The following is a 21,147-nucleotide window of genomic DNA, read 5'->3' as shown; positions in this document are numbered from 1 at the left end:
GAATCAAAATAATCAAAAAGTGATTAACAAGCCTTTTAATCATCCCATCTGTTTCCCCTCTAAATATCATCCGTGCAAGCAACAATCGGTGCAATCGGTTAAAATGGGTCGTCTGAAATTTGTTTGACCGAATTGAGAATACTATGTCCCAACAATACGTCTATTCTATGCTGCGCGTGAGCAAGGTTGTGCCGCCGCAGAAAACCATCATTAAAGACATTTCCCTTTCCTTTTTCCCCGGCGCGAAAATCGGTTTGCTCGGTTTGAACGGCGCGGGTAAATCTACTGTACTGCGGATTATGGCGGGTGTGGATAAGGAATTTGAGGGCGAAGCCGTGCCGATGGGCGGCATCAAAATCGGCTATCTGCCGCAAGAGCCGGAGCTTGATCCTGAGAAAACCGTGCGCGAGGAAGTGGAAAGCGGTTTAGGCGAAGTGGCGGCGGCGCAGAAACGTTTGGAAGAAGTGTATGCCGAGTACGCCAATCCCGATGCGGATTTTGACGCGCTGGCAGAAGAACAGGGCCGCTTGGAAGCGATTATTGCGGCAGGTTCGTCCACGGGCGGCGGTGCGGAACATGAATTGGAAATCGCCGCCGATGCGCTGCGCCTGCCGGAATGGGATGCCAAAATCGGCAATTTGTCCGGCGGTGAAAAACGTCGCGTTGCCTTGTGCAAACTCTTGTTGAGCAAACCCGATATGCTGCTGCTGGACGAGCCGACCAACCACTTGGATGCGGAATCGGTGGAATGGCTGGAGCAATTCCTAGTGCGCTTTCCCGGTACAGTCGTCGCAGTAACGCATGACCGCTATTTCCTCGACAATGCCGCCGAATGGATTTTGGAACTCGACCGCGGACACGGTATTCCGTGGAAAGGCAATTACTCGTCTTGGCTGGAGCAGAAAGAAAAACGCTTGGAAAACGAGGCGAAATCCGAAGCCGCGCGCGTGAAGGCGATGAAGCAGGAATTGGAATGGGTGCGCCAAAATGCTAAAGGCCGCCAAGCCAAGTCCAAAGCGCGTTTGGCGCGTTTTGAGGAAATGAGCAACTACGAATACCAAAAACGCAATGAAACGCAGGAAATCTTCATTCCCGTCGCCGAGCGTTTGGGTAACGAAGTGATTGAATTTGTGAATGTTTCCAAATCGTTCGGCGACAAAGTGTTGATTGACGATTTGAGCTTCAAAGTGCCTGCGGGCGCAATTGTCGGCATCATCGGCCCGAACGGCGCGGGTAAATCGACGCTGTTCAAAATGATTGCGGGCAAAGAGCAGCCTGATTCCGGCGAAGTGAAAATCGGGCAAACCGTGAAAATGAGCCTGATTGACCAAAGCCGCGAAGGTTTGCAAAACGACAAAACCGTGTTCGACAACATTGCCGAAGGCCGCGACATTTTGCAGGTCGGACAGTTTGAAATTCCCGCCCGCCAATATTTGGGACGCTTCAATTTCAAAGGCAGCGACCAAAGCAAAATCGCCGGCAACCTTTCCGGCGGCGAACGCGGACGTTTGCACTTGGCAAAAACCTTGTTGAGCGGCGGCAATGTGTTGCTGCTGGACGAACCGTCCAACGACCTCGACGTAGAAACCCTGCGCGCGCTGGAAGACGCATTGCTGGAATTTGCCGGCAGCGTGATGGTGATTTCGCACGATCGCTGGTTCCTCGACCGCATCGCTACGCATATTCTGGCGTGCGAAGGCGATTCGAAATGGGTGTTCTTCGACGGCAACTATCAGGAATACGAAGCCGATAAGAAACGCCGACTTGGCGAAGAGGGCGCGAAACCGAAACGGATTAAATATAAACCGGTAACGCGTTGATAGGAAAATAAGAAAACGTCGTCTGAAAACTGGAATACAGGGTTTTCAGACGACGTTTTTATTGTGATGACTGTTTATTTATGTACCGAAATGAAGATTAGACCTTAATTCCGATTTATTTATATGTGGCAGTTTCAGACGATGTTGACTAAGGGAGAAATATGCCGCATCAAACCTTATTTTTGAGAGGCGAGGAAGCCGCTTAGCTCGAATTCGAAAGGCATTCCGTTTTGTGCGCCAGAGCGGGTAATAGACAGGGCGGCAGCGGCGCAGGCCTTGCGTACGGCGATGTCTATGCCTTCGTGCCAGAATACTGCCAATGCGCCGTTGAAGGCATCGCTGGCACCCGTGGTGTCGGAGGTTTGTACTTTAAAACCTGAAACATGACGCAGGCGGCCTTTAGGGTCTTTATATACGGCGCCTTTGCTGCCTGAAGTCATCAGGACGGGGCAGGGGGATTTCAAAATCAACTCTTCGGGGGACAAGCCTTGCGGCGCTCCCAAGCTGGCGGCAAGCTCGTAGCGGTTGGGCGTTAAGATAGTAATTTGTTCCAGCAATTCTTTTGGGATGGCGCGGGCGGGTGCAGGATTGAGGATGAAGGGTTTATTGTATTTTGCTGCCAGCCTTGATGCAGCCATCACGCACTCCATCGGAATTTCAAGCTGGCTGAGGATGATGTCGGCTTCGGCAAACCGTTCTTCTGCGGCTTCGATGTCGGCGACGGTCAGATACATATTTGCACCGGCAATAACGATGATGGAATTTTCTTCGTCGGCAACGGTAATGTTTGCCATGCCGCTGTTTTGTCCCATGATGGTTTGGACATAATCGGTACATATGCCTTCGTGGCGGAGGTTGGTTACCATTTCCAGTCCGAAATCGTCGTCGCCGACTGCACCGATGATGGTTACGCATGCACCTAGGCGTGCGGCGGCAACTGCTTGGTTGGCACCTTTGCCTCCCATGTAGCGATGGAATGAGCTTCCCAGCAAAGTCTCGCCCGCGCGCGCGAATTGGGTGGCGCGGGTTACTAAATCCATGTTGATACTACCGACGACGACGACTTTGGTATGGAGCATTCTGATATATCCCTCTTGAAACACGATACGACCGTATCAGGCAGTCTTTATTGATATTAAAATATGCAGGAAACCGCATTCTCTATGCCGATAGGCATTTTGCGTCATTGTACCCGCTGGAATTGCAAATGCAATATTAATTCCCGTTTTTCATATTTTAATATCGGATTTTGTTGTAATTAAATCGTAAAATTTCGGAAATTTCATACCGTTTGAATGCTAAATCTGTACATTAGTCGGTTTTTATTTTGTTTTTTATAAAATTTAAATAGAATAGAAAATTTTTTCTGTTTATATACCATTTTTCTTTCAAGGTCGTCTGAAAACTCACTACGCTCGTTTTCAGACGACCTTTTTCCAACCCTGCTACAATACGCCTTTTATTGTTCACGCCGATTTTGCCATGACCGAGCCGACCTACATCCCGCTGCGCCTGCATACCGAGTTTTCGATTACCGACGGTATGGTGCGGATTAAAAAACTGATTGCCAAAGCGCAGGAATACGGTTTGCCTGCTTTGGGCATCAGCGATTTGATGAACGAATTCGGTTTGGTGAAATTCTATAAAGCCTGCCGCAGCGCGGGGATTAAGCCTGTCGGGGCGGCGGACGTGTGGATAGGCAATCCGAATGCGCCCGACAAGCCGTTCCGCGCCATGCTGATTATCCGCAACGATGCGGGCTATCTGCGCCTGAGCGAGCTTTTGACGGCGGCTTATGTCGGCAAAGACCGTAATGTCCATCATGCGGAACTCAATCCCGAATGGCTGGAAAACGGCGACAACAGCGGCTTGATTTGTTTGAGCGGCGCGCATTACGGCGAAGTGGGTGTGAATCTCTTGAACGGCAATGAAGACGCGGCGCGTGCGGCGGCGTTGAAGTATGCGGCGTGGTTTCCCGATGCGTTTTATCTGGAGCTGCAACGCCTGCCCGAACGCCCCGAATGGGAGGCTTGCGTTTCGGGCAGCGTGAAGCTGGCGGAGGAATTGGGTTTGCCGGTGGTGGCGACGCATCCGACGCAGTTTATGAGCCGCGACGATTTCAACGCGCACGAGGCGCGGGTGTGCATCGCGGGCGGCTGGGTGCTGACGGACAAGAAACGTCCGCGCGATTTTACGCCGAGCCAGTTTTTCATTCCGCCGGAAACGATGCTGGAACGTTTCGCCGATTTGCCCGAAGCCTTGGAAAACACGGTAGAAATTGCCAAACGCTGCAATATCCATATCACGCTGGGCAAAAACTTCCTGCCCCTGTTCCCGACGCCCGACGGCCTGTCGCTCGACGATTATCTGGTGAAACTGTCCAACGAGGGTTTGCAGGAACGCATGGTTCAGCTTTATCCCGACGAGGCGGAGCGGGCGGCGAAAATGCCGGAATATCAGGAACGGCTGGATTTTGAGCTGAACATCATCATCCAGATGAAATTCCCCGGCTATTTCCTTATCGTACAAGACTTTATCAACTGGGCGAAAACGCACGGCTGTCCGGTAGGGCCGGGACGCGGTTCGGGCGCGGGTTCGCTGGTGGCGTATTCTCTGAAGATTACCGACCTCGACCCGCTGAAATACGCGCTGCTGTTCGAACGTTTCCTAAACCCCGAACGCGTTTCCATGCCCGACTTCGACGTGGACTTTTGCCAAAGCAACCGCGGTCGCGTGATTGAGTATGTGCGCGATAAATACGGCGCTCAGGCGGTGAGCCAGATTGTGACCTTCGGCACGATGTCGTCCAAAGCGGTGATTCGCGACGTGGGGCGCGTGCTGGAGCTGCCGTTTACCCTGTGCGACAAACTGTCTAAGCTGATTCCGCTGGAAGCCAACAAACCTCTGGGTTTGGACGATGCAATGAAGGCGGAGCCGCAAATTCAGGAATTGATTGAAGCGGAAGAAGCGGACGAACTGATTACGCTGGCGAAAAAGCTGGAAGACCTGACGCGCGGTCTGGGTATGCACGCGGGCGGCGTGTTGATTGCGCCGGGCAAGATTTCCGATTACAGCCCCGTGTATCAGGCGGACGAATCCGCCTCGCCCGTATCCATGTACGACAAGGGCGACGTAGAAGACGTGGGCTTGGTGAAGTTCGACTTTTTGGGCCTGCGCAACCTGACCATTATCGAAATGGCGCAGAACAACATCAAAAACACCACCGGCGATATTGTCGATGTCGGCAAAATCCCGCTCGACGACCAGGCCGCCTACAAAATCTTCCGCGACGCGAACACCACCGCCGTCTTCCAGTTCGAGTCGACCGGTATGAAAAAAATGCTGAAAACGGCGCACACGACCAAGTTTGAAGAACTTATCGCCTTCGTGTCGCTCTACCGCCCCGGCCCGATGGACAACATTCCCGACTTCGTTGCGCGCATGAAAGGTCAGGAATTCCAATACATCCACCCGCTGCTCGAAGGCATCCTCGCGCCAACCTACGGGATTATGGTGTATCAGGAACAAGTGATGCAGGCGGCGCAGATTATCGGCGGCTACTCGCTCGGCGGCGCGGACTTGCTGCGCCGCGCCATGGGTAAGAAAAAGCCCGAAGAAATGGTGAAACACCGCGAAATCTTCGCCGAAGGTGCAGCAAAACAAGGCATTTCGCGAGAAAAATCCGACGAAATCTTCAACTACATGGAAAAATTCGCCGGCTACGGTTTCAACAAATCCCACGCCGCCGCCTACGCCCTGATTTCCTACCAGACCGCATGGCTCAAAGCCCATTACCCCGCCGAATTTATGGCGGCAACCATGTCGTCTGAATTGGACAATACCGACCAGCTCAAGCATTTCTACGACGACTGCCGCGCCAACGGCATCGAGTTCCTGCCGCCCGACATCAACGAATCCGACTACCGTTTCACGCCGTATCCGAACATGAAAATCCGCTACGCACTCGGCGCGATTAAAGGCACGGGCGAAGCCGCCGTCGAATCCATCATCGCCGCGCGGCAAAGCGGCGGCAAGTTTACCGGCCTGTTGGACTTCTGCGAGCGCGTCGGCAAAGAACACATGAACCGCCGCACCCTCGAAGCCCTGATACGCGGCGGCGCGTTCGACAGCATCGAACCCAACCGCGCCATGCTCTTGGCGAACATCGACCTCGCCATGAACAACGCCGACCAAAAAGCCGCCAACGCCAATCAGGGCGGGCTCTTCGACATGATGGAAGATGCCATCGAACCGGTGCAGCTCATCGACGCGCCCATGTGGAGCGAATCGGAAAAACTCGCCGAAGAAAAAACCGTCATCGGCTTTTACCTGTCCGGCCACCCGTTCGGCCCGTATGCCCAAGAAGTCCGCCAAATCGCCCCGACCAAATTAGGCCGTCTGAAACCGCAAGACAGCGTGCGCCTCGCCGGATTCGTTACCGCCGTGCGCACCATGATGGGCAAACGCGGCAAAATCGCCTTCGTCAGCCTCGAAGATTTGAGCGGGCAGATTGAAATCATGGTCAGTGGCCAGACACTGGAAAACTGCGCCGACTACCTCAAATCCGACCAAGTGCTGATTATCGAATCCAAAGTCAGCCGCGACGACTACGGCGGCGGCGACGGGCTGCGCATCATGGCAAACCAAGTCATGACCCTGCAAATGGCGCGCGAACGTTACGCCCGCAGCCTCAGCCTCGCCCTCGCCCCCGGCCACGACATCGCACGCCTCGCCGCCATCCTCACCGCCCACCGCCTGCCCGACACATCGCACATCCCGCTGCAACTGTCGTACAGCAACGACAAAGCGTCGGGCAAGTTTCAAGTGCCGCCAAAATGGATGGTTACGCCCAGCTCTGCGTTATTCGACGAACTGGAAAAACTGCTCGGCAGCAGGGCAGTGCGCGTGAATTGGTAAGGAACAGGGGTCGTCTGAAACAGCGACGGAAAGCTGCTGTTTAAACTGCATCGCCATTAAAATACAAAGCCGTACCTTTATTTTCAGACGACGTTTGATAAACCATTCAAAGACGTCGTCTGAAAACGCAAAACAACACTATAGTGGATTAACTTTAAATTAGGACAAGGCGACGAAGCCGCAGACAGTACAGATAGTACGGCAAGGCGAGGCAACGCCGTACTGGTTTAAAGTTAATCCACTATAATATTGACCCTGACTCAGAATGAATCGAAAACATAAAAGGTCGTCTGAAAGCAGATTTACTGCAACATGAAACCACACCCATTGAGGAGATAAACCATGAGCGAATTAAACGACCAAACCTACGACACTATTTGCCAGCTTTGCGAACAAGGCGACACTTTGGCGGACGACGGGCAATACGCCGAAGCACTCGACCTTTATTGGCAGGCATGGGATTTGTTGCCCGAACCGAAAACCGACTGGGAAGCGGCAACATGGATTCTGGCAGCCATCGGCGATGCGGATTTTTTGAGTGGCGATTTTGCCGCCGCGCACGAGCATTTAAGCCACGCCATGTATTGCCCGGACGCAATCGGCAACCCGTTTTTGCATTTGCGTTTAGGACAGGCGCAGTTTGAATTAGGCAATATGGAACGCGCCGCTGACGAGCTGATGCGCGCCTACATGGGTTTGGACGATGAAGCGTGGCTGGACGAAGACCCGAAATATCTGGATTTCTTAGCCACCGTAGCAGAAGGAATTGAAAACCACAGCCGAAAAACAACTAGTGCAATATAGACTACCCCCTGTTTTTCAGACGACCCGAACTTCAAATTAGTCATAAAAGGAAACTGCTTATGGGATATCCACCACAAGCCATTCAATCTATTCTGCGTCTGTCCGCACAAAAACGTTTTGAACACGCCGTTAAAGACATTGCCGATGCAGAATGTCTTTATGTGATGGCAGACGAAGAAGGAGACTGGTCATTTTGGGGCGATGATGACGGCCATACCTCGCTGGCTATTTGGTCAGATTTGGAATTTGCCCGCTTATCCTTGGCACAGGCAGGAGACGCAAGTCTTTGCATCTTCGAATTGGAGCTTGAAGAATTTTTAGAAGACGGCATTCCCTATCTGATGGACATTGGCAGCTACATTGCCATTTTCCCCACGCCTGACGACCCCGAAACCGTCGATATGCCTGCTATTGAATTTGCCGCCCGTATCAACAAAATTTTGGAAGAAAGCTATGGTGAAGCTTTGAATCTGCCTTATTTGAACGGTTAAAAAGCGTTTCTTACAAATGCCTGTATCACACTGACAGGTCGTCTGAAAACCAGTCCCGCCTAAAACTCAAAAGGAATCCATCATGTACACTTGCACTTCCTGCGGCGAAAAACATGAAGACATGCCGGCGCTCTGCTTTGCCACTCCCGCTCCCTATGACCAACTCAGTGAAGAAGAACGCATTGCTTATCAAGCGGAATGCGATTCTGATTTCTGTATCATCCGTTATCCCGACCAAACCGACCGCTTTATCCGCGCGGTGCTGCTTATTCCGATTATCGGGCATGAGGAAACGCTGGAATACGGGGTGTGGGTATCCGTCAGCGAAAAGAGTTTTAACGACTATCAAAGCCACTTTCACGACAATCCGGAAAACGTCGTTTATTTCGGCATGATCTGCAACTGGCTGCCCCCTTACGAATCCGACACCTTCGGTCTGCACTGCAATGTCGTTACCCAGTCCGACAACCGACGTCCCCTGCTGCAACTCCATCAAGGTAGCGAACATCCGCTGGTACGCGACTTTTATCACGGCATAGAATATGCCGAAGCGCAGGCAAGGATAGAGGCGGCATTCGGGGCAGACTATTAAGGACCAAATGACAAACCGCCCTCTATTGAACGAAACCATGCACAACGGCTCCCGCCTGTTCCTGCAACTGCCGCAAACCTACCCGCCGTCGAGCCTGCTGCGGCAAATTGTCCGCTTAGGCGGAACCATTACCGCCTTCGTTTCTGATGAAATAACAGGCGAAACGTGGATAGATTTCGGTTACAAGGGCTGGAAGTTCAGTATTCACAACCCATATGGTGAATATTGGTTTTTTGCCGAAAACAGCGAATGCCCCGAAGCTATATTGCAATCTATGATTCAGGTCGTCTGAAATCCAAAGTCCGGTTTTCAGACGACCTCAAATAAGGATCAACATGAAATACAAAGACCTACGCGACTTCATCGCTATGCTCGAACAGCAGGGCAAACTCAAACGCGTCGCGCATCCCGTTTCCCCGCATTTGGAAATGACCGAAATCGCCGACCGCGTGCTGCGCGCCGAAGGGCCGGCGTTGCTGTTTGAGCACCCGATTAAGCCCGACGGCACGCGCTACGATTATCCCGTGTTGGCGAACCTGTTCGGTACGCCCGAGCGCGTGGCAATGGGCATGGGCGCGGACAGCGTGTCCAAACTGCGCGAAATCGGGCAGACGCTGGCGTATTTGAAAGAACCCGAACCGCCCAAAGGCATTAAAGACGCATTTTCCAAACTGCCGCTGCTGAAAGACATTTGGAGCATGGCGCCGAACGTGGTGAAAAACGCGCCGTGTCAAGAAATCGTGTGGGAAGGCGAAGACGTTGATTTATATAAACTTCCGATTCAGTATTGCTGGCCGGAAGACGTTGCGCCGCTGGTAACGTGGGGCTTGACCGTAACGCGCGGACCGCACAAAAAACGCCAAAATTTAGGCATTTACCGCCAACAACTCATCGGCAAAAACAAGCTGATTATGCGCTGGCTGTCGCATCGCGGCGGCGCGTTGGATTATCAGGAATTCCGCAAACTCAATCCTGATACGCCGTATCCCGTCGCCGTCGTGCTCGGTTGCGACCCTGCCACCATTTTGGGCGCAGTAACGCCCGTTCCCGATACCTTGAGCGAATACCAGTTTGCCGGACTGCTGCGCGGTTCACGGACGGAGCTGGTGAAATGTATCGGCAACGATTTGCAAGTGCCCGCCCGTGCCGAAATCGTACTGGAAGGCGTCATCCATCCGAACGAAACCGCGTTGGAAGGCCCATACGGCGACCACACGGGCTATTACAACGAGCAGGACCATTTTCCCGTGTTCACGGTCGAACGCATCACCATGCGCGAAAACCCGATTTACCATTCGACCTACACAGGCAAACCGCCCGATGAACCCGCCGTTTTGGGCGTGGCGTTGAATGAAGTGTTCGTACCGCTCTTGCAAAAGCAGTTTCCCGAAATCACCGATTTCTACCTGCCGCCCGAAGGCTGCTCCTACCGCATGGCGGTGGTCAGCATGAAAAAACAGTATGCCGGACACGCCAAGCGCGTGATGATGGGTTGCTGGTCGTTCCTGCGCCAGTTTATGTACACTAAATTCATCATCGTGGTCGATGACGATGTAAACGTGCGCGACTGGAAAGAAGTCATCTGGGCAGTCACCACGCGCATGGACCCCGTGCGCGACACCGTTTTAGTGGAAAACACGCCCATCGACTATCTCGACTTCGCCAGCCCCGTCAGCGGACTCGGCGGCAAAATGGGCTTGGACGCGACCAACAAATGGCCGGGCGAAACCGACCGAGAATGGGGACGTGTGATCAAAAAAGACCCTGCGGTTACGGCTAAGATTGATGAGATTTGGGGGGAGTTGGGGTTGTAAACCCGAACATCAAAAAGGTCGTCTGAAAACGTTTTTACAGCGGATTGGAACAGGGAAGATTCAATTACCGTCATTCCCGCGCAGGCGGGAATCCAGAAGTTTAAAGTCGCGGCAACCTCTAAATATTCCTGATAAATCAGGGCTCGAATTCCCGCCTGCGCGTAAATGACGGAATAGGGATTCCTTGTTTGGATTTACTATAACGCCAGTATATTTTACGGAGTTTAAATAGTGGTATTGGATTTTGTATCTGGCGTTCTCGAATTCTTTGCCGCTACTTGGGATTTCCTGAGCTACGGCAAAAAGCGCATTTCCGTTCTGCGCCGCCCATATCGGCATGGCGGCCTGCGGAAAGTACGGCGCGTATTGACCGGACGTAAGATAGAGATTGCCGTCTGGCTGGTATTTGTGATGATATTGGCAGCGGGAGTGGTATTTGCTTGGACAATCATTGCTTGGGTGGTGTGGCAGGCTTTTAGCTGACTAGGTAATTTGAACCGTTGATAAGGTAACGATGACCTGACTGCAATTTCAAAAATGGTCGTCTGAAAACAGATTTTCAGACGACCTTTTATTTTTTATAGTGGATTAACTTTAAACTGGTACGGCGTTGCCTCGCCTTGCCGTACTATCTGTACTGTCTGCGGCTTCGTCGCCTTGTCCTGATTTAAATTTAATCCACTATATTTCAAATTTAAATTCGTTAAATTTGAAATAACGGATTTATCCCGCTTTCTATAGTAAACATACTTAACTTTAAATCCGGCATGTCATCAAATGCCGTCATTCCCGCCTGCGCAGGAGTGACGACAGCCGGTAAGTTGCGTATTGTAAATAAAGTAATTTAGCTATAGTTTAGAATGTTGATAGGGCAGGGATACTTGCCGCAATTTTAAAAAAGGTCGTCTGAAACCCGAATCCGGATTGAACTGGTCCCCAAATCTTGGACACTCATAAAAGCCTTTTCAGGCGCTCTGTGCAAGCTGGGTTCTGTATGCGACAGGACTCAGCTTTTTCAATTTCAAACTGCAACGCTCCCGGTTGTAGTAATCCATATAGTCATCTATCTGCTTCATCAATTCGTCCACCGTCAATTCCCCTGCGTTATAGAAACACTCCGTCTTCAGCACCGCAAAGAAACTCTCCATCGGTGCATTGTCCCAGCAGTTCGCCTTACGCGACATGCTTTGAACCATGGAATGCTCCGCAAGCAATTCCCTATACCCCGCCGTACGGTACAGCACACCTTGGTCGGAATGCAGCATCGTTCCCTTATCAGTCAGACGGGGTGCGGCTTTTTCGAGCATTTCCTTCACCATTTCGCTGTTAGCATTGCGGCTCATGGCGTAGGCGACGATTTCTCGGTTGAACAAGTCCAAGATTGGCGAGAGGTACAGTTTGCCGTCGCTCCCTTTGAGTTCGGTCACGTCGGTCAGCCATTTTTCGTTGGGCTTTCGGGCTTTGAACCGGCGTTTGAGGAGGTGTTCCGATATTTCGCCCATGGCGGGATGGCGGTAGGCTTTTTTCGCCCGTATTTTGGCTTTCAGCCCCATCTGTTTCATCAACCGAGCTGCTTTTTTGCGGTTCCAATCCAATGCTGCGGCAATGCGCCTTTGCCCGTAGCGTCCTTTATGCCGTTCGTAGATTTCGGCGATAAGGGCTTTGTCGGCTTCATCGGGGTCGGGTCGGTCTTGGTGATGGTAGTAAAAGCTGCTTTTGGGCAGGTTTGCGATGTGCAGCAGGTATTTGAGCGGGTGTTGCGCCCTCAGTGCTTGGACGGTTTGGCTTTGTCCTTTTCGGTCCGCTTTGGGCTGAGGGCTTTTAACTCCTTTAGGTAGGCAACCTCTGCGCGCATATAGCACAACTCTTCGATAAGCTCTGCCTGTGTTTTTTCGTTGTCGGGTTTGTCGGCGATGAAGGGGTTTTTGCGGTGTTCGGTCATGGTTTTGGATTGTGGATGTTCGAGTGCGCCGATGCCGCCTTCCTGATAGGCGCGTATCCATCGCCGCAGGTGGGTTCGGGAGATGCCGTAGTGGTCTGCGGTACGCTGTTGGCTGCGTATGTGCAGGTAGTGGAGTACGGCTTGGTATTTGAAGTGTAATGTATATTTGCTCATAAAAAACTGCACCTTGTGAGTTGGAGGGGATGTGTCCAACTTTTGGGGTGCAGTTCAGATTTCAGACGACCTTTTTTCTACATCAATAAACGATGTTCAGCAGGCAATCAATAGAAGCCTTCACGCTCTTCGCGGGTGGAGATGTAGATGTTTTTCACCTGCGTGTAGGCGGCGAGCATCATTTTGTGGGTCTCGCGACCGATGCCTGAAGTTTTGTAGCCACCGAACGGTGCGCCTGCGGGCAGGCGGTTGTAGCAGTTCACCCAAACGCGGCCGGTTTCCAGTGCATTGGAAACGCGCAGGCAGCGGTTGATGTCTTTGCTCCACACTGCGCCGCCCAAGCCGTATTCGCTGTCGTTCGCCATTTTGATGACTTCTTCTTCGGTTTTGAATTTAATCACGGTAGCAACCGGGCCGAAGATTTCTTCTTGGGCGACGCGGGCGCTGTTGCTGCCGGCTTCGATCAAGGTCGGCTCGACAAATTCGCCTTTGCCCAATTCGCCTTCGATTTTTTTACCGCCGGTGATGATGCGGCAGCCTTCCTGTTCGCCGATTTTGACGTATTTCAAAATGGTTTCAAGCTGACCGGCGTTGACTTGCGAACCCATTTGGGTATCGTCTTCCCAAGGCAGGCCGACTTTGATTTTTTTGAACTCTTCAGCCAAGGCGTTGACGAATTTGTCGTAAATGCCTTCTTGTACGAAGATGCGCGAACCGGCGCAGCACACTTGGCCTTGGTTGAACAAAATACCTTTTTGCGCGCCTTCGAGGGCTTTGTCAAAAGGCATGTCGTCAAAGAAGATGTTGGCGGATTTGCCGCCCAGCTCCAAGGTAGCGGGAATCAGCATTTCGGCAGCGGCGATGCCGATGTGGCGGCCGATTTCGGTCGAACCGGTAAAGGCGAGTTTGTTGAAGCCCTTGTGGCGCAGCATGTATTCGCCGGATTTAGAACCGCGTCCGGTAATGATGTTCAACACGCCTTTAGGCAGCAAGTGGTTGATTTTTTGAGCAAACGACAACAGGCTCAGCGAAGTGCTGGAAGACGGGTGGATAACGATGGTACAGCCTGCGGCGAGTGCGGGGGCGATTTTCCAAGCCGCCATCAGGAAGGGGAAGTTCCACGGAATGATCTGACCGACTACGCCGATGGGTTCGCGCAGGACAATAGACAGGTCTTCGGAGTCAAGCTGGGTGGCGGTGCCTTCTTCGCCGCGGATGACGCTGGCGAAATAACGGAAATGGTCGGAAGCCAGCGGGATGTCGGCGGCGCGGGTTTCGCGGATAGGTTTACCGTTGTCCAGCGTTTCCTGCAAGGCGAACAATTCCAAGTTTTCGTCAATCACATCGGCGATTTTGTTGAGTATGGCGGCGCGTTCGGTGGTGGTAGTCTTGCGCCATGTTTTGAATGCTTCTTGCGCGGCGGCAACCGCAGCATCGACATCGGCATCGGATGCATCGGTAAATTTAGCTAACAATTCTCCGTTGGCGGGATTGTAGGAATCCAAAAGCGCGCCGGGTTTGGTCCACACGCCGTTAATCAAGAGGCCGTACTCTTTATCAAACACATTTAAATCTTTTGCCATGATGCTGTCTCCTTAGTTGTCTTTCTTAGGTTTTGGACGTTCCTCAAACGTCGTCTGAAAATAGAATAGTATTTTTTCTCTTTCAGTTCAAGCATTAAAAGTGATAACGTTCTCAAAATTCCAAATATGTAATTTTCTAAAATAGGAAATCCAATCCGATAAGGCTTGACCCCGCATGGAAATGAAGCGGGTTTGTTAATGTAATTAAAGTTTTCAGACGACCTTTTTTACATGATATGTGTAAGAATTTTTCAGCGTCTTGGTGGGCATATTTTCAGGCAGGCAAAATGTTATGGTATAACATTTTATTTCTTATTTTTCAAAAAGATAGGGTGTTGACACAGCGAAATGAAGGGGAGTATTCTCATTTACAGGAGGGGTTACCTCCTACCCGACCTTTTACGGATTTCTGACGAATGCCAAGGAGAACACCATGAAGATGCAAGCAGTTGTTGTGAATCAAAATGTAGCAGGCGATGTAGAAGTTGTAGAACGCGAAGTGCGCCCGTTGGAATACGGCGAGGCGTTGGTTGAAGTCGAATATTGCGGCGTGTGCCATACCGACTTGCACGTTGCGGCAGGCGACTACGGCGAAAAACCGGGACGCGTGTTGGGACACGAAGGCATCGGTATCGTCAAAGAAGTCGCTCCGGGCGCGAACGCCCTGAAAGTCGGCGACCGCGTCAGCATCGCATGGTTGTTCCAAAGCTGCGGTTCGTGCGAATACTGTAATACCGGCCGCGAAACCTTGTGCCGTTCCGTATTGAACGCAGGCTACACCGCCGACGGCGGTATGGCGACCCACTGTATCGTTGATGCGGACTACGCCGTCAAAGTACCCGACGGCCTCGACCCTGCGCAAGCTTCCAGCATTACCTGCGCCGGCGTTACCACTTACAAAGGCGTGAAAGTTTCCGGCGTGCGTCCGGGACAATGGATTGCCGTTTACGGCGCGGGCGGTCTGGGCAACTTGGGTGTCCAATACGCGAAAAAAGTATTCGGCGCACACGTTGTCGCCATCGACATCAACGATGAAAAACTGGCATTCGCTAAAGAAAGTGGCGCAGATTTGGTCATCAACGCCGCCAAAGAAGACGCAGCCAAAGTGATTCAGGAAAAAACCGGCGGCGCACACGCAGCCGTTGTTACCGCCGTATCCGCCGCCGCGTTCAACTCCGCTGTGGACTGCGTCCGTGCAGGCGGCCGCGTCGTTGCCATCGGTCTGCCGCCCGAATCTATGGACCTGTCCATCCCTCGTCTGGTCTTGGACGGCATCGAAGTGGTTGGCTCACTGGTCGGTACGCGCAAAGACTTGGAAGAAGCCTTCCAATTCGGTGCGGAAGGCTTGGTCGTACCGAAAGTCCAACTGCGCGCCTTGGACGAAGCTCCGGCAATCTTCCAAGAAATGCGCGAAGGCAAAATCACCGGCCGCATGGTTATCGACATGAAAAAAGAATGCGGCTGCGGTCATCATTAATTTGATGTAGGCAGTTGACTAAAAAGGTCGTCTGAAACCTTGTTTTGGGTTTCAGACGACCTTTAATTTATCGGCATGAAAATAAAAAACTTGCGCCGTCATTCACGCACCGACAGGTATGATGGCAGTTGACTCAACGAATGGCCAAATCTCTAAATCTTCGCAAGTATTCTCATAAAAAGGTCGTCTGAAAAACCCCAAATCCGTTTTTCAGACGACCTTTTGTTCCACCTTACAAGCGCGTGACGCTCAAGACGCCTTTGACGTCGCCGAGGCTGGCGAGGACGCGCGGGAGGTCGTTGACTTGTTTGACTTCGAGCGTGAACCTCATGCTGGCTTCCAAGTCGCGGGACTGGGTTTGCACGGCGGTAACGTTGAGTTTGTGGCGGGCGAGTGCATCGGATACGTCGCGCAAAAGCCCTGAGCGGTCTTGGGCGCGGATTTCGACATCGACGGCGAACACTTGTCCTTCCTGCAATGCCGCCCAGCTTGCGTCCAGCACTTTCTCAGGCGCTTGTTCAGCGAGGTGTTGGAAGGACGGGCAGGTTTTGCGGTGTACCGAAATACCGCGCTCGCGGGTAACGAAGCCGACAATATCGTCGGGCGGCGCGGGTTTGCAGCATTTGGCAAGCGTGGTCATCAAGCCGTCTTCGCCATCGATGAGTACACCCGTTTTGCCGCCTTTTTTGATTTTGGACTGTTTGACGATGGTGGTTTCGCTGACGGGTACGGGCGGCGGTTCGTTCAGCGTGCCGCAGGCTTTTTGGATGGCGCGGTTGGAAATCTCGCCCTGTCCGACGGCGGTGTAGAGGTCGTCGAGTTTTTTGTAGCCGAGGTTTTCGGCAAGCTCTTGCAGGTTGGGCTTGGGCGTGAGTTTGGCAAGCTGCTTGTCGAGTTGGACGCGGCCTTCTTCGCGCACGGTGTCGGCGTTTTGCTGGCGGATGTAGGCGCGGATTTTGCTGATTGCCTTGCTGGATTTGACCCAGCCTTCGTAGAGCCAGTTGACGGAAGGATGCCCTTTTTTGGCGGTAATGATTTCGACGCGCTGTCCGTTTTCAAGCGGGGTGGACAGCGGCACGATTTGCCCTTCGACTTTCGCGCCGCGGCAACGGTCGCCGATGCTGCTGTGTAAGGCGTAGGCGAAGTCGATGGGGGTTGCGCCCGTGGGCAGGGAGAGGACTTTGCCGTGCGGGGTCAGGACGTAAATCGTGTCGTTGAAAAGCTCGGTTTTGAAGGCGGCGGCAAGGTCTTCCTTGCCACTTTCCGCCATGTTTTCGCGCCAGTCCAAGAGTTGGCGCAACCAGGCGATTTTTTGTTCGTAGGCGGAATCGCCCTTGCCTCCCTCTTTGTAACGCCAGTGGGCGGCGACACCGAATTCGTTGAATTGGTGCATATCGAAGGTGCGGATTTGCACTTCCACGCCTTTGTCTTCCGGGCCGACGATGACGGTGTGCAAACTTTTATAGCCGTTGCCTTTAGGGTTGGCGATGTAGTCGTCGAACTCGCCCGGGATGGGTTGCCAGAGGCTGTGGACGATACCCAGCGTGGTGTAACACTCGGGGACGGTATCGACCAGAATCCGCACGGCGCGGATGTCAAAGAGGCCGTCGAAGCTGAGTTTTTTCTTCACCATTTTTTTGTAAATGGAGTAGATGTGTTTCGGGCGACCGGCTACTTCGAAGTGAACGTTGTATTTTTTGAGCTCCGCGCGCAGGATGTTGAGGAAGTTTTCGATGTATTCGAGGCGTTCGGTGCGTTTTTCGTCCAAAAGCAGCGCGATTTCGCGGTATTTTTCGGGTTCTTGATGGCGGAAGCCAAGGTCTTCGAGCTGCCATTTAAGTTGCCACACGCCCAAACGGTTGGCGAGCGGAGCGAAGATGTCGAGGGTTTCTTTGGCGACGGCGCGTTTTTCGGGGCTGTCGGGAACCTCGCTGAGAAACTGCATGGTGCGGGTGCGCATGGCGAGCTTGATCAACACGACGCGGATGTCAGTTACCATCGCCAGCAGCATTTTACGCATGGTTTCGGCTTGCTGGGCGCGCTCTTCGGGCGTAGCGAGGCTGTCCACACGGGCGAAGTGGGTGAGCTTCTGCACTTCGTCCACACCTTTGACCAGCTCGGCGACAGTACTGTTGCAGCGTTCGGAAACCAATAGATTCCAGTCGGGGACGTAGCGTCCGATGTCGGCAAGCAGGGTCGCGGCGACGGCATCGGGGAGCAGGTCGAATTCATTGACCATCTGCGCCGCGCCGAGAAAATGGTCGAGCAGCGGCTCACCATACGGCGTGACGGCATCGGCAGGATAATGCGTCTCGGCCAGCGACAAGGCCGTCTGAAGCAGCTTTTGCGCAGGTTCGGGCAAACCGGCGGTGTGCGCGTCAAACCACGCGCGGGATTCTTGCAGCGGTGCGGCGGGGATTTCCGGTGTTTGTCGTGTGTTGCTCATGGCGTGCCGTTTCTCCGTTTGTTTTGTTTCGACATAGCGGCTGTATTGTAGCAGCTTGCCCGTATTTTGCGGCAAAGCATGTTTCAGACGGCCTGGGCTACCCAACTTGCAATAACATATAAACATCAAAATAAAACAAACAATTAGCGTGTAAATGTGCTTGCAGTGAAAAAATATTGGGAATAATATCAATGCAAGTAATAATTTTTATCAAGAAGGAGATGAGTATGAAATTTTTAGCTGCTTTGCTGTGGCCGGCCATGTTGCTGCCCATTTTGTCTCATGCCGATAGCGGCATTCAGACGGTCTCTGTTTCTCAAGCATATGCGGATGACGCAACGGGCTGCGAGCAGCTTTATCCTGTAAATAGCTTCGAGAGTTTGTTCAGGCAGATGGCAGGCACGCTGCGCAGCGCCTGTTTGCTTGATATGCCGCCTGAAGATTTAGCGAAAAAGTGGCAGATTCCCGTGTACCGGCGCTATGTGCGGCTTTCCGGCCGTTTGCGGCCTGACGGAGAAAAACAGGCGGTACTCAGATGGAAAGACAAGGCAGAGCGGCAGAAATGGCTCAAACACAGGCGGCGTAAGCTAAAACGGCCGACCGACGGCTTTACGGTAGTGCATCAGACCAACTACGACGGCAGCACTTTTTTAGAAATCGAAGCAACGCCTGATTATTTAAAGCATTACCGTTCGCTGTTTCCTGACAACCGTTATCCCGAGGATTTGCCCCTGCCAAGAATTGCTTTGCATCCAATGTTTAGGCCTATACTTTGTTCTGATTCTGCTGTAAGTTTTGAAAAATCATTAGAGGCTATTGACAACAACGGTCATATTAAGGATTTTCATGCAAGATTGTCTATTAAAGATAGTGTATCTCTATACTTTATGCATGATAACCAAGAAAATATGAGATGTAGCAAGGAAATATCTTATATTCAATATGAAAAAAATTATTTTATCACCAATTAAAATTAAAAATTTACTCTAACAATTAATAGGAGAATTATTATGGCAACAGTTCAAAATGCACAAATCCGGCAGCATTTTATTCGCATGGGCATGCCTAAAAAGGAGATTGATAGCATCATGCGGGATAATGTTATTATGCAAAAGACTCATATTTTTATCAATAAATGGGGGCTATCAAGTATTCGTGTCGATCATCATGTTCCAGCCACTTATACAACGAGAAAATTAAAAGGAGACATTGAATACCGTGAGATGGTATTTGGAAAAGATTATCTTACGGCTTCTGATTATGCCCATGAAATCGAGCATGGTATTTCTGATACTGTTTATAGACTAGATCTTGCTGATAAGAGAAATCCAACAAAAAACCTTAGCAAGTAATAATTTTTATCAAGAAGGAGATGAGTGTGAAATTTTTAGCTGCTTTGTTGTGGCCGGCCATGTTGCTGCCCATTTTGTCTCATGCTGATAGCGGCATTCAGACGGTCTCTGTTTCTCAAGCATATGCGGATGACGCAACGGGCTGCGGGCAGCTTTATCCTGTAGAGAGCTTCGAGAATTTGTTCAGACAGATAGCCGGCACGCTGCATAGTGCCTGTTTGCTTGATATGCCGCCTGAAGATTTAGCGAAAAAGTGGCAGATTCCCGTGTACCGGCGCTATCTGCGGCTTTCCGGCCGTTTGCGGCCTGACGGAGAAAAACAGGCGGTACTCAGATGGAAAGACAAGGCAGAGCGGCAGAAATGGCTCAAACACAGGCGGCGTAAGCTAAAACGGCCGACCGACGGCTTTACGGTAGTGCATCAGACCGACTACGACGGCAGTACTTTTTTAGAAATCGAAGCAACGCCTGATTATATAAAACGATACCGTTCATTGTTTCCTGACGACCGTTATCCTGATGATTTGCCGAAACCCTATGTTTCATCTCATATCCTAAGCCCGGTCAGCGTATGCTTTAACAATGGAACAGAACAAGTTTTTCCTAGGTATACGGTAGTAAAACAAGTAGCAGTAGATGAAAACAACCATTTGATCGGGAGTGATAGACATTTGGTTATAAGGGAGGAGAAAGGTGCAGGAATATTATTTCAGCATCCAACAGACAAATGCATTAATGATATTTCCAGCATCTTTCTTATCAGATAGTCGATAGTATTTAATTTTAAAGGTATATGGTATGGCTACAACACACAAATCCGGCAGCATTTTTTAAAATTAGGGATGCCTGTTTCGGAAGTTAATCAGATTATTCGGGATTCAATTTTACTGGGGCAAACCCATAACTTTATCAATCAATGGGGGTTAGGGAGTATTCAAGCAAACACTAAATATTCCGGCATATTTTTCCAAAGCAAACTAATTGGCAGTAAAGAAAATAGAAGTATTGTATTCGGTACGGCAGACAAAAGATATCTGACTGCTTCTGATTGGGCTCATGAGTTAGGACATGGTTTGTCGAAAACAATTTCCAAGCTTGATCTTGATATTGATGGAAATCGCAATATAACAGCGAATGAATATGCACGAAGATTTGTTTATGAAGAAGGAAAAGCCGAATACAACCGTTTTCAGTTTGATTTGCGGAACAATCCCAAAGAAACCAAATACGGATCGGATACGGCAGCAATCAAGGCGATGAACCAACAACAGGCTTATGTCTGACGGCAAGCGCGCAGAAAACGGCGTAGAAGCTTTGAAAGATTTGGACAGCGACAATAATAATATCATTAATCAATATGATGAATTGTGGGGCGAGCTAAGAATCTGGCATGACGAAAACAGTAACGGGAAAACGGAGGAAGGAGAGCTTTCTCTATTGTCCGACTGGGATATCCAATCGATCTCTTTGGATTTTGCAGAAATCAATCTGAAAGATGAAGCCGATAATAAAATATTATTTGAATCAGAAGTGGTTTTGGAAAACGGGGAAAGGCGCAAGGTTGCCGATATTGATTTCCAAAACGACAAAGGAATTTACAATGAGTTGGCAGGTGAAATTTCAGCAGAGACAGCCGCTGATGTCGTGTATCCGACGGAAATTTCAACATCGGTTATACTGCCCAGAGAAAATACTGCATATATCCCGGCCGTATAAACACGTTATCAGATATGGC

Annotated in this window: 19 protein-coding genes and 2 pseudogenes; 15 read left to right on the top strand and 6 right to left on the bottom strand. The window is 51.1% G+C overall.

Translation table 11 applies throughout. The features are described from left to right. Positions 1-143: 143 nt before the first annotated feature. The gene (gene ettA / locus J7445_RS01170; RefSeq protein ID WP_108043443.1) at positions 144-1,820 is read left to right on the top strand and encodes an energy-dependent translational throttle protein EttA; all 1,677 of its coding nucleotides are present in this window, start codon (positions 144-146) and stop codon (positions 1,818-1,820) included. A gap of 176 nt (positions 1,821-1,996) precedes the next feature. Here the strand turns inward: ettA and J7445_RS01165 are convergent, their stop codons facing one another. Then, entirely contained in the window at positions 1,997-2,899 is a 903-nt protein-coding gene (locus J7445_RS01165; protein ID WP_003741510.1) for a ribokinase, read from the bottom strand. A gap of 403 nt (positions 2,900-3,302) precedes the next feature. Between J7445_RS01165 and dnaE the strand changes: the two genes are divergently transcribed. From dnaE to J7445_RS01125, 8 genes and pseudogenes are all read left to right on the top strand, one after another. Further along, positions 3,303-6,737: a DNA polymerase III subunit alpha gene (gene dnaE, locus J7445_RS01160; RefSeq protein ID WP_209283100.1), complete on the top strand. Its 3,435-nt coding sequence runs from the start codon at positions 3,303-3,305 to the stop codon at positions 6,735-6,737. A gap of 130 nt (positions 6,738-6,867) precedes the next feature. Next, positions 6,868-6,981: pseudogene (locus tag J7445_RS01155) on the top strand (IS5/IS1182 family transposase); the annotation flags it as partial. A gap of 98 nt (positions 6,982-7,079) precedes the next feature. Next, entirely contained in the window at positions 7,080-7,541 is a 462-nt protein-coding gene (locus J7445_RS01150) for a tetratricopeptide repeat protein (RefSeq protein ID WP_039408663.1), read from the top strand. Positions 7,542-7,600: 59 nt separating this feature from the next. Beyond that, positions 7,601-8,032 (top strand): DUF2750 domain-containing protein, encoded by a 432-nt coding sequence (locus J7445_RS01145; protein WP_209283099.1) that lies wholly within the window; start codon positions 7,601-7,603, stop codon positions 8,030-8,032. Positions 8,033-8,114: 82 nt separating this feature from the next. Further along, entirely contained in the window at positions 8,115-8,624 is a 510-nt protein-coding gene (locus J7445_RS01140; protein WP_080613788.1) for a DUF2199 domain-containing protein, read from the top strand. Between the two features lie 7 nt (positions 8,625-8,631). After that, the gene (locus tag J7445_RS01135) at positions 8,632-8,916 is read left to right on the top strand and encodes a hypothetical protein (protein ID WP_039408670.1); all 285 of its coding nucleotides are present in this window, start codon (positions 8,632-8,634) and stop codon (positions 8,914-8,916) included. A 43-nt stretch (positions 8,917-8,959) separates the two neighbouring features. Further along, positions 8,960-10,438 (top strand): 4-hydroxy-3-polyprenylbenzoate decarboxylase, encoded by a 1,479-nt coding sequence (ubiD, locus tag J7445_RS01130; RefSeq protein ID WP_209283098.1) that lies wholly within the window; start codon positions 8,960-8,962, stop codon positions 10,436-10,438. Between the two features lie 231 nt (positions 10,439-10,669). After that, entirely contained in the window at positions 10,670-10,921 is a 252-nt protein-coding gene (locus J7445_RS01125; RefSeq protein WP_101810619.1) for a hypothetical protein, read from the top strand. A gap of 98 nt (positions 10,922-11,019) precedes the next feature. Here the strand turns inward: J7445_RS01125 and J7445_RS12405 are convergent. From J7445_RS12405 to J7445_RS01110, 4 genes and pseudogenes are all read right to left on the bottom strand, one after another. Beyond that, positions 11,020-11,127 (bottom strand): annotated as a pseudogene (locus tag J7445_RS12405) (IS5/IS1182 family transposase); the annotation flags it as partial. 276 nt (positions 11,128-11,403) lie between these two features. Next, entirely contained in the window at positions 11,404-12,300 is an 897-nt protein-coding gene (locus tag J7445_RS01120) for an IS3 family transposase (RefSeq protein WP_209283094.1), read from the bottom strand. Next, positions 12,204-12,554 (bottom strand): helix-turn-helix domain-containing protein, encoded by a 351-nt coding sequence (locus J7445_RS01115; protein WP_209283097.1) that lies wholly within the window; start codon positions 12,552-12,554, stop codon positions 12,204-12,206. Before J7445_RS01115 ends, J7445_RS01120 begins: the two co-directional genes overlap by 97 nt. A gap of 107 nt (positions 12,555-12,661) precedes the next feature. Beyond that, positions 12,662-14,137, bottom strand: a complete 1,476-nt coding sequence (locus tag J7445_RS01110; RefSeq protein ID WP_070654871.1) for an aldehyde dehydrogenase family protein — start codon at positions 14,135-14,137, stop codon at positions 12,662-12,664. A gap of 433 nt (positions 14,138-14,570) precedes the next feature. Between J7445_RS01110 and adhP the strand changes: the two genes are divergently transcribed. Further along, positions 14,571-15,614 (top strand): alcohol dehydrogenase AdhP, encoded by a 1,044-nt coding sequence (gene adhP / locus J7445_RS01105; RefSeq protein ID WP_083294196.1) that lies wholly within the window; start codon positions 14,571-14,573, stop codon positions 15,612-15,614. Between the two features lie 232 nt (positions 15,615-15,846). Here adhP and J7445_RS01100 read toward each other — a convergent pair whose 3' ends face one another. Then, positions 15,847-18,060, bottom strand: coding sequence for a RelA/SpoT family protein (locus J7445_RS01100; RefSeq protein WP_070654883.1), 2,214 nt, complete (start codon positions 18,058-18,060; stop codon positions 15,847-15,849). Positions 18,061-18,287: 227 nt separating this feature from the next. Here J7445_RS01100 and J7445_RS01095 point away from each other — a divergent pair, with 227 nt between their 5' ends. The 5 genes from J7445_RS01095 to J7445_RS01075 all read left to right on the top strand — a co-directional run bounded on the left by J7445_RS01095 (position 18,288) and on the right by J7445_RS01075 (position 21,128). Continuing rightward, entirely contained in the window at positions 18,288-19,031 is a 744-nt protein-coding gene (locus J7445_RS01095; RefSeq protein WP_244969492.1) for a hypothetical protein, read from the top strand. A 39-nt stretch (positions 19,032-19,070) separates the two neighbouring features. Continuing rightward, complete coding sequence (locus tag J7445_RS01090; RefSeq protein WP_209283096.1) at positions 19,071-19,412, top strand: hypothetical protein; 342 nt, start codon at positions 19,071-19,073, stop codon at positions 19,410-19,412. A 20-nt stretch (positions 19,413-19,432) separates the two neighbouring features. Then, positions 19,433-20,179, top strand: a complete 747-nt coding sequence (locus J7445_RS01085) for a hypothetical protein (RefSeq protein WP_209283095.1) — start codon at positions 19,433-19,435, stop codon at positions 20,177-20,179. Between the two features lie 75 nt (positions 20,180-20,254). After that, positions 20,255-20,695, top strand: coding sequence for a hypothetical protein (locus tag J7445_RS01080; RefSeq protein ID WP_019271587.1), 441 nt, complete (start codon positions 20,255-20,257; stop codon positions 20,693-20,695). After that, positions 20,688-21,128, top strand: a complete 441-nt coding sequence (locus J7445_RS01075; RefSeq protein WP_019271588.1) for a hypothetical protein — start codon at positions 20,688-20,690, stop codon at positions 21,126-21,128. Before J7445_RS01080 ends, J7445_RS01075 begins: the two co-directional genes overlap by 8 nt. Positions 21,129-21,147 lie beyond the last annotated feature (19 nt).

The organism is Neisseria sicca, from assembly GCF_017753665.1.
Taxonomy (GTDB): domain Bacteria; phylum Pseudomonadota; class Gammaproteobacteria; order Burkholderiales; family Neisseriaceae; genus Neisseria; species Neisseria flava.
This window is presented reverse-complemented; position numbering and strand designations above follow the sequence as displayed.

Bases quoted from the DNA above. Each gene is read 5' to 3' on its own strand.
- ettA (WP_108043443.1), top strand. From the start codon at position 144: ATGTCCCAACAATACGTCTATTCTATGCTGCGCGTGAGCAAGGTTGTG.
- J7445_RS01165 (WP_003741510.1), bottom strand. From the start codon at position 2,899: ATGCTCCATACCAAAGTCGTCGTCGTCGGTAGTATCAACATGGATTTA.
- dnaE (WP_209283100.1), top strand. From the start codon at position 3,303: ATGACCGAGCCGACCTACATCCCGCTGCGCCTGCATACCGAGTTTTCG.
- J7445_RS01150 (WP_039408663.1), top strand. From the start codon at position 7,080: ATGAGCGAATTAAACGACCAAACCTACGACACTATTTGCCAGCTTTGC.
- J7445_RS01145 (WP_209283099.1), top strand. From the start codon at position 7,601: ATGGGATATCCACCACAAGCCATTCAATCTATTCTGCGTCTGTCCGCA.
- J7445_RS01140 (WP_080613788.1), top strand. From the start codon at position 8,115: ATGTACACTTGCACTTCCTGCGGCGAAAAACATGAAGACATGCCGGCG.
- J7445_RS01135 (WP_039408670.1), top strand. From the start codon at position 8,632: ATGACAAACCGCCCTCTATTGAACGAAACCATGCACAACGGCTCCCGC.
- ubiD (WP_209283098.1), top strand. From the start codon at position 8,960: ATGAAATACAAAGACCTACGCGACTTCATCGCTATGCTCGAACAGCAG.
- J7445_RS01115 (WP_209283097.1), bottom strand. From the start codon at position 12,554: ATGAGCAAATATACATTACACTTCAAATACCAAGCCGTACTCCACTAC.
- J7445_RS01110 (WP_070654871.1), bottom strand. From the start codon at position 14,137: ATGGCAAAAGATTTAAATGTGTTTGATAAAGAGTACGGCCTCTTGATT.
- adhP (WP_083294196.1), top strand. From the start codon at position 14,571: ATGAAGATGCAAGCAGTTGTTGTGAATCAAAATGTAGCAGGCGATGTA.
- J7445_RS01100 (WP_070654883.1), bottom strand. From the start codon at position 18,060: ATGAGCAACACACGACAAACACCGGAAATCCCCGCCGCACCGCTGCAA.
- J7445_RS01095 (WP_244969492.1), top strand. From the start codon at position 18,288: ATGAAATTTTTAGCTGCTTTGCTGTGGCCGGCCATGTTGCTGCCCATT.
- J7445_RS01090 (WP_209283096.1), top strand. From the start codon at position 19,071: ATGGCAACAGTTCAAAATGCACAAATCCGGCAGCATTTTATTCGCATG.
- J7445_RS01085 (WP_209283095.1), top strand. From the start codon at position 19,433: ATGAGTGTGAAATTTTTAGCTGCTTTGTTGTGGCCGGCCATGTTGCTG.
- J7445_RS01080 (WP_019271587.1), top strand. From the start codon at position 20,255: ATGCCTGTTTCGGAAGTTAATCAGATTATTCGGGATTCAATTTTACTG.
- J7445_RS01075 (WP_019271588.1), top strand. From the start codon at position 20,688: ATGTCTGACGGCAAGCGCGCAGAAAACGGCGTAGAAGCTTTGAAAGAT.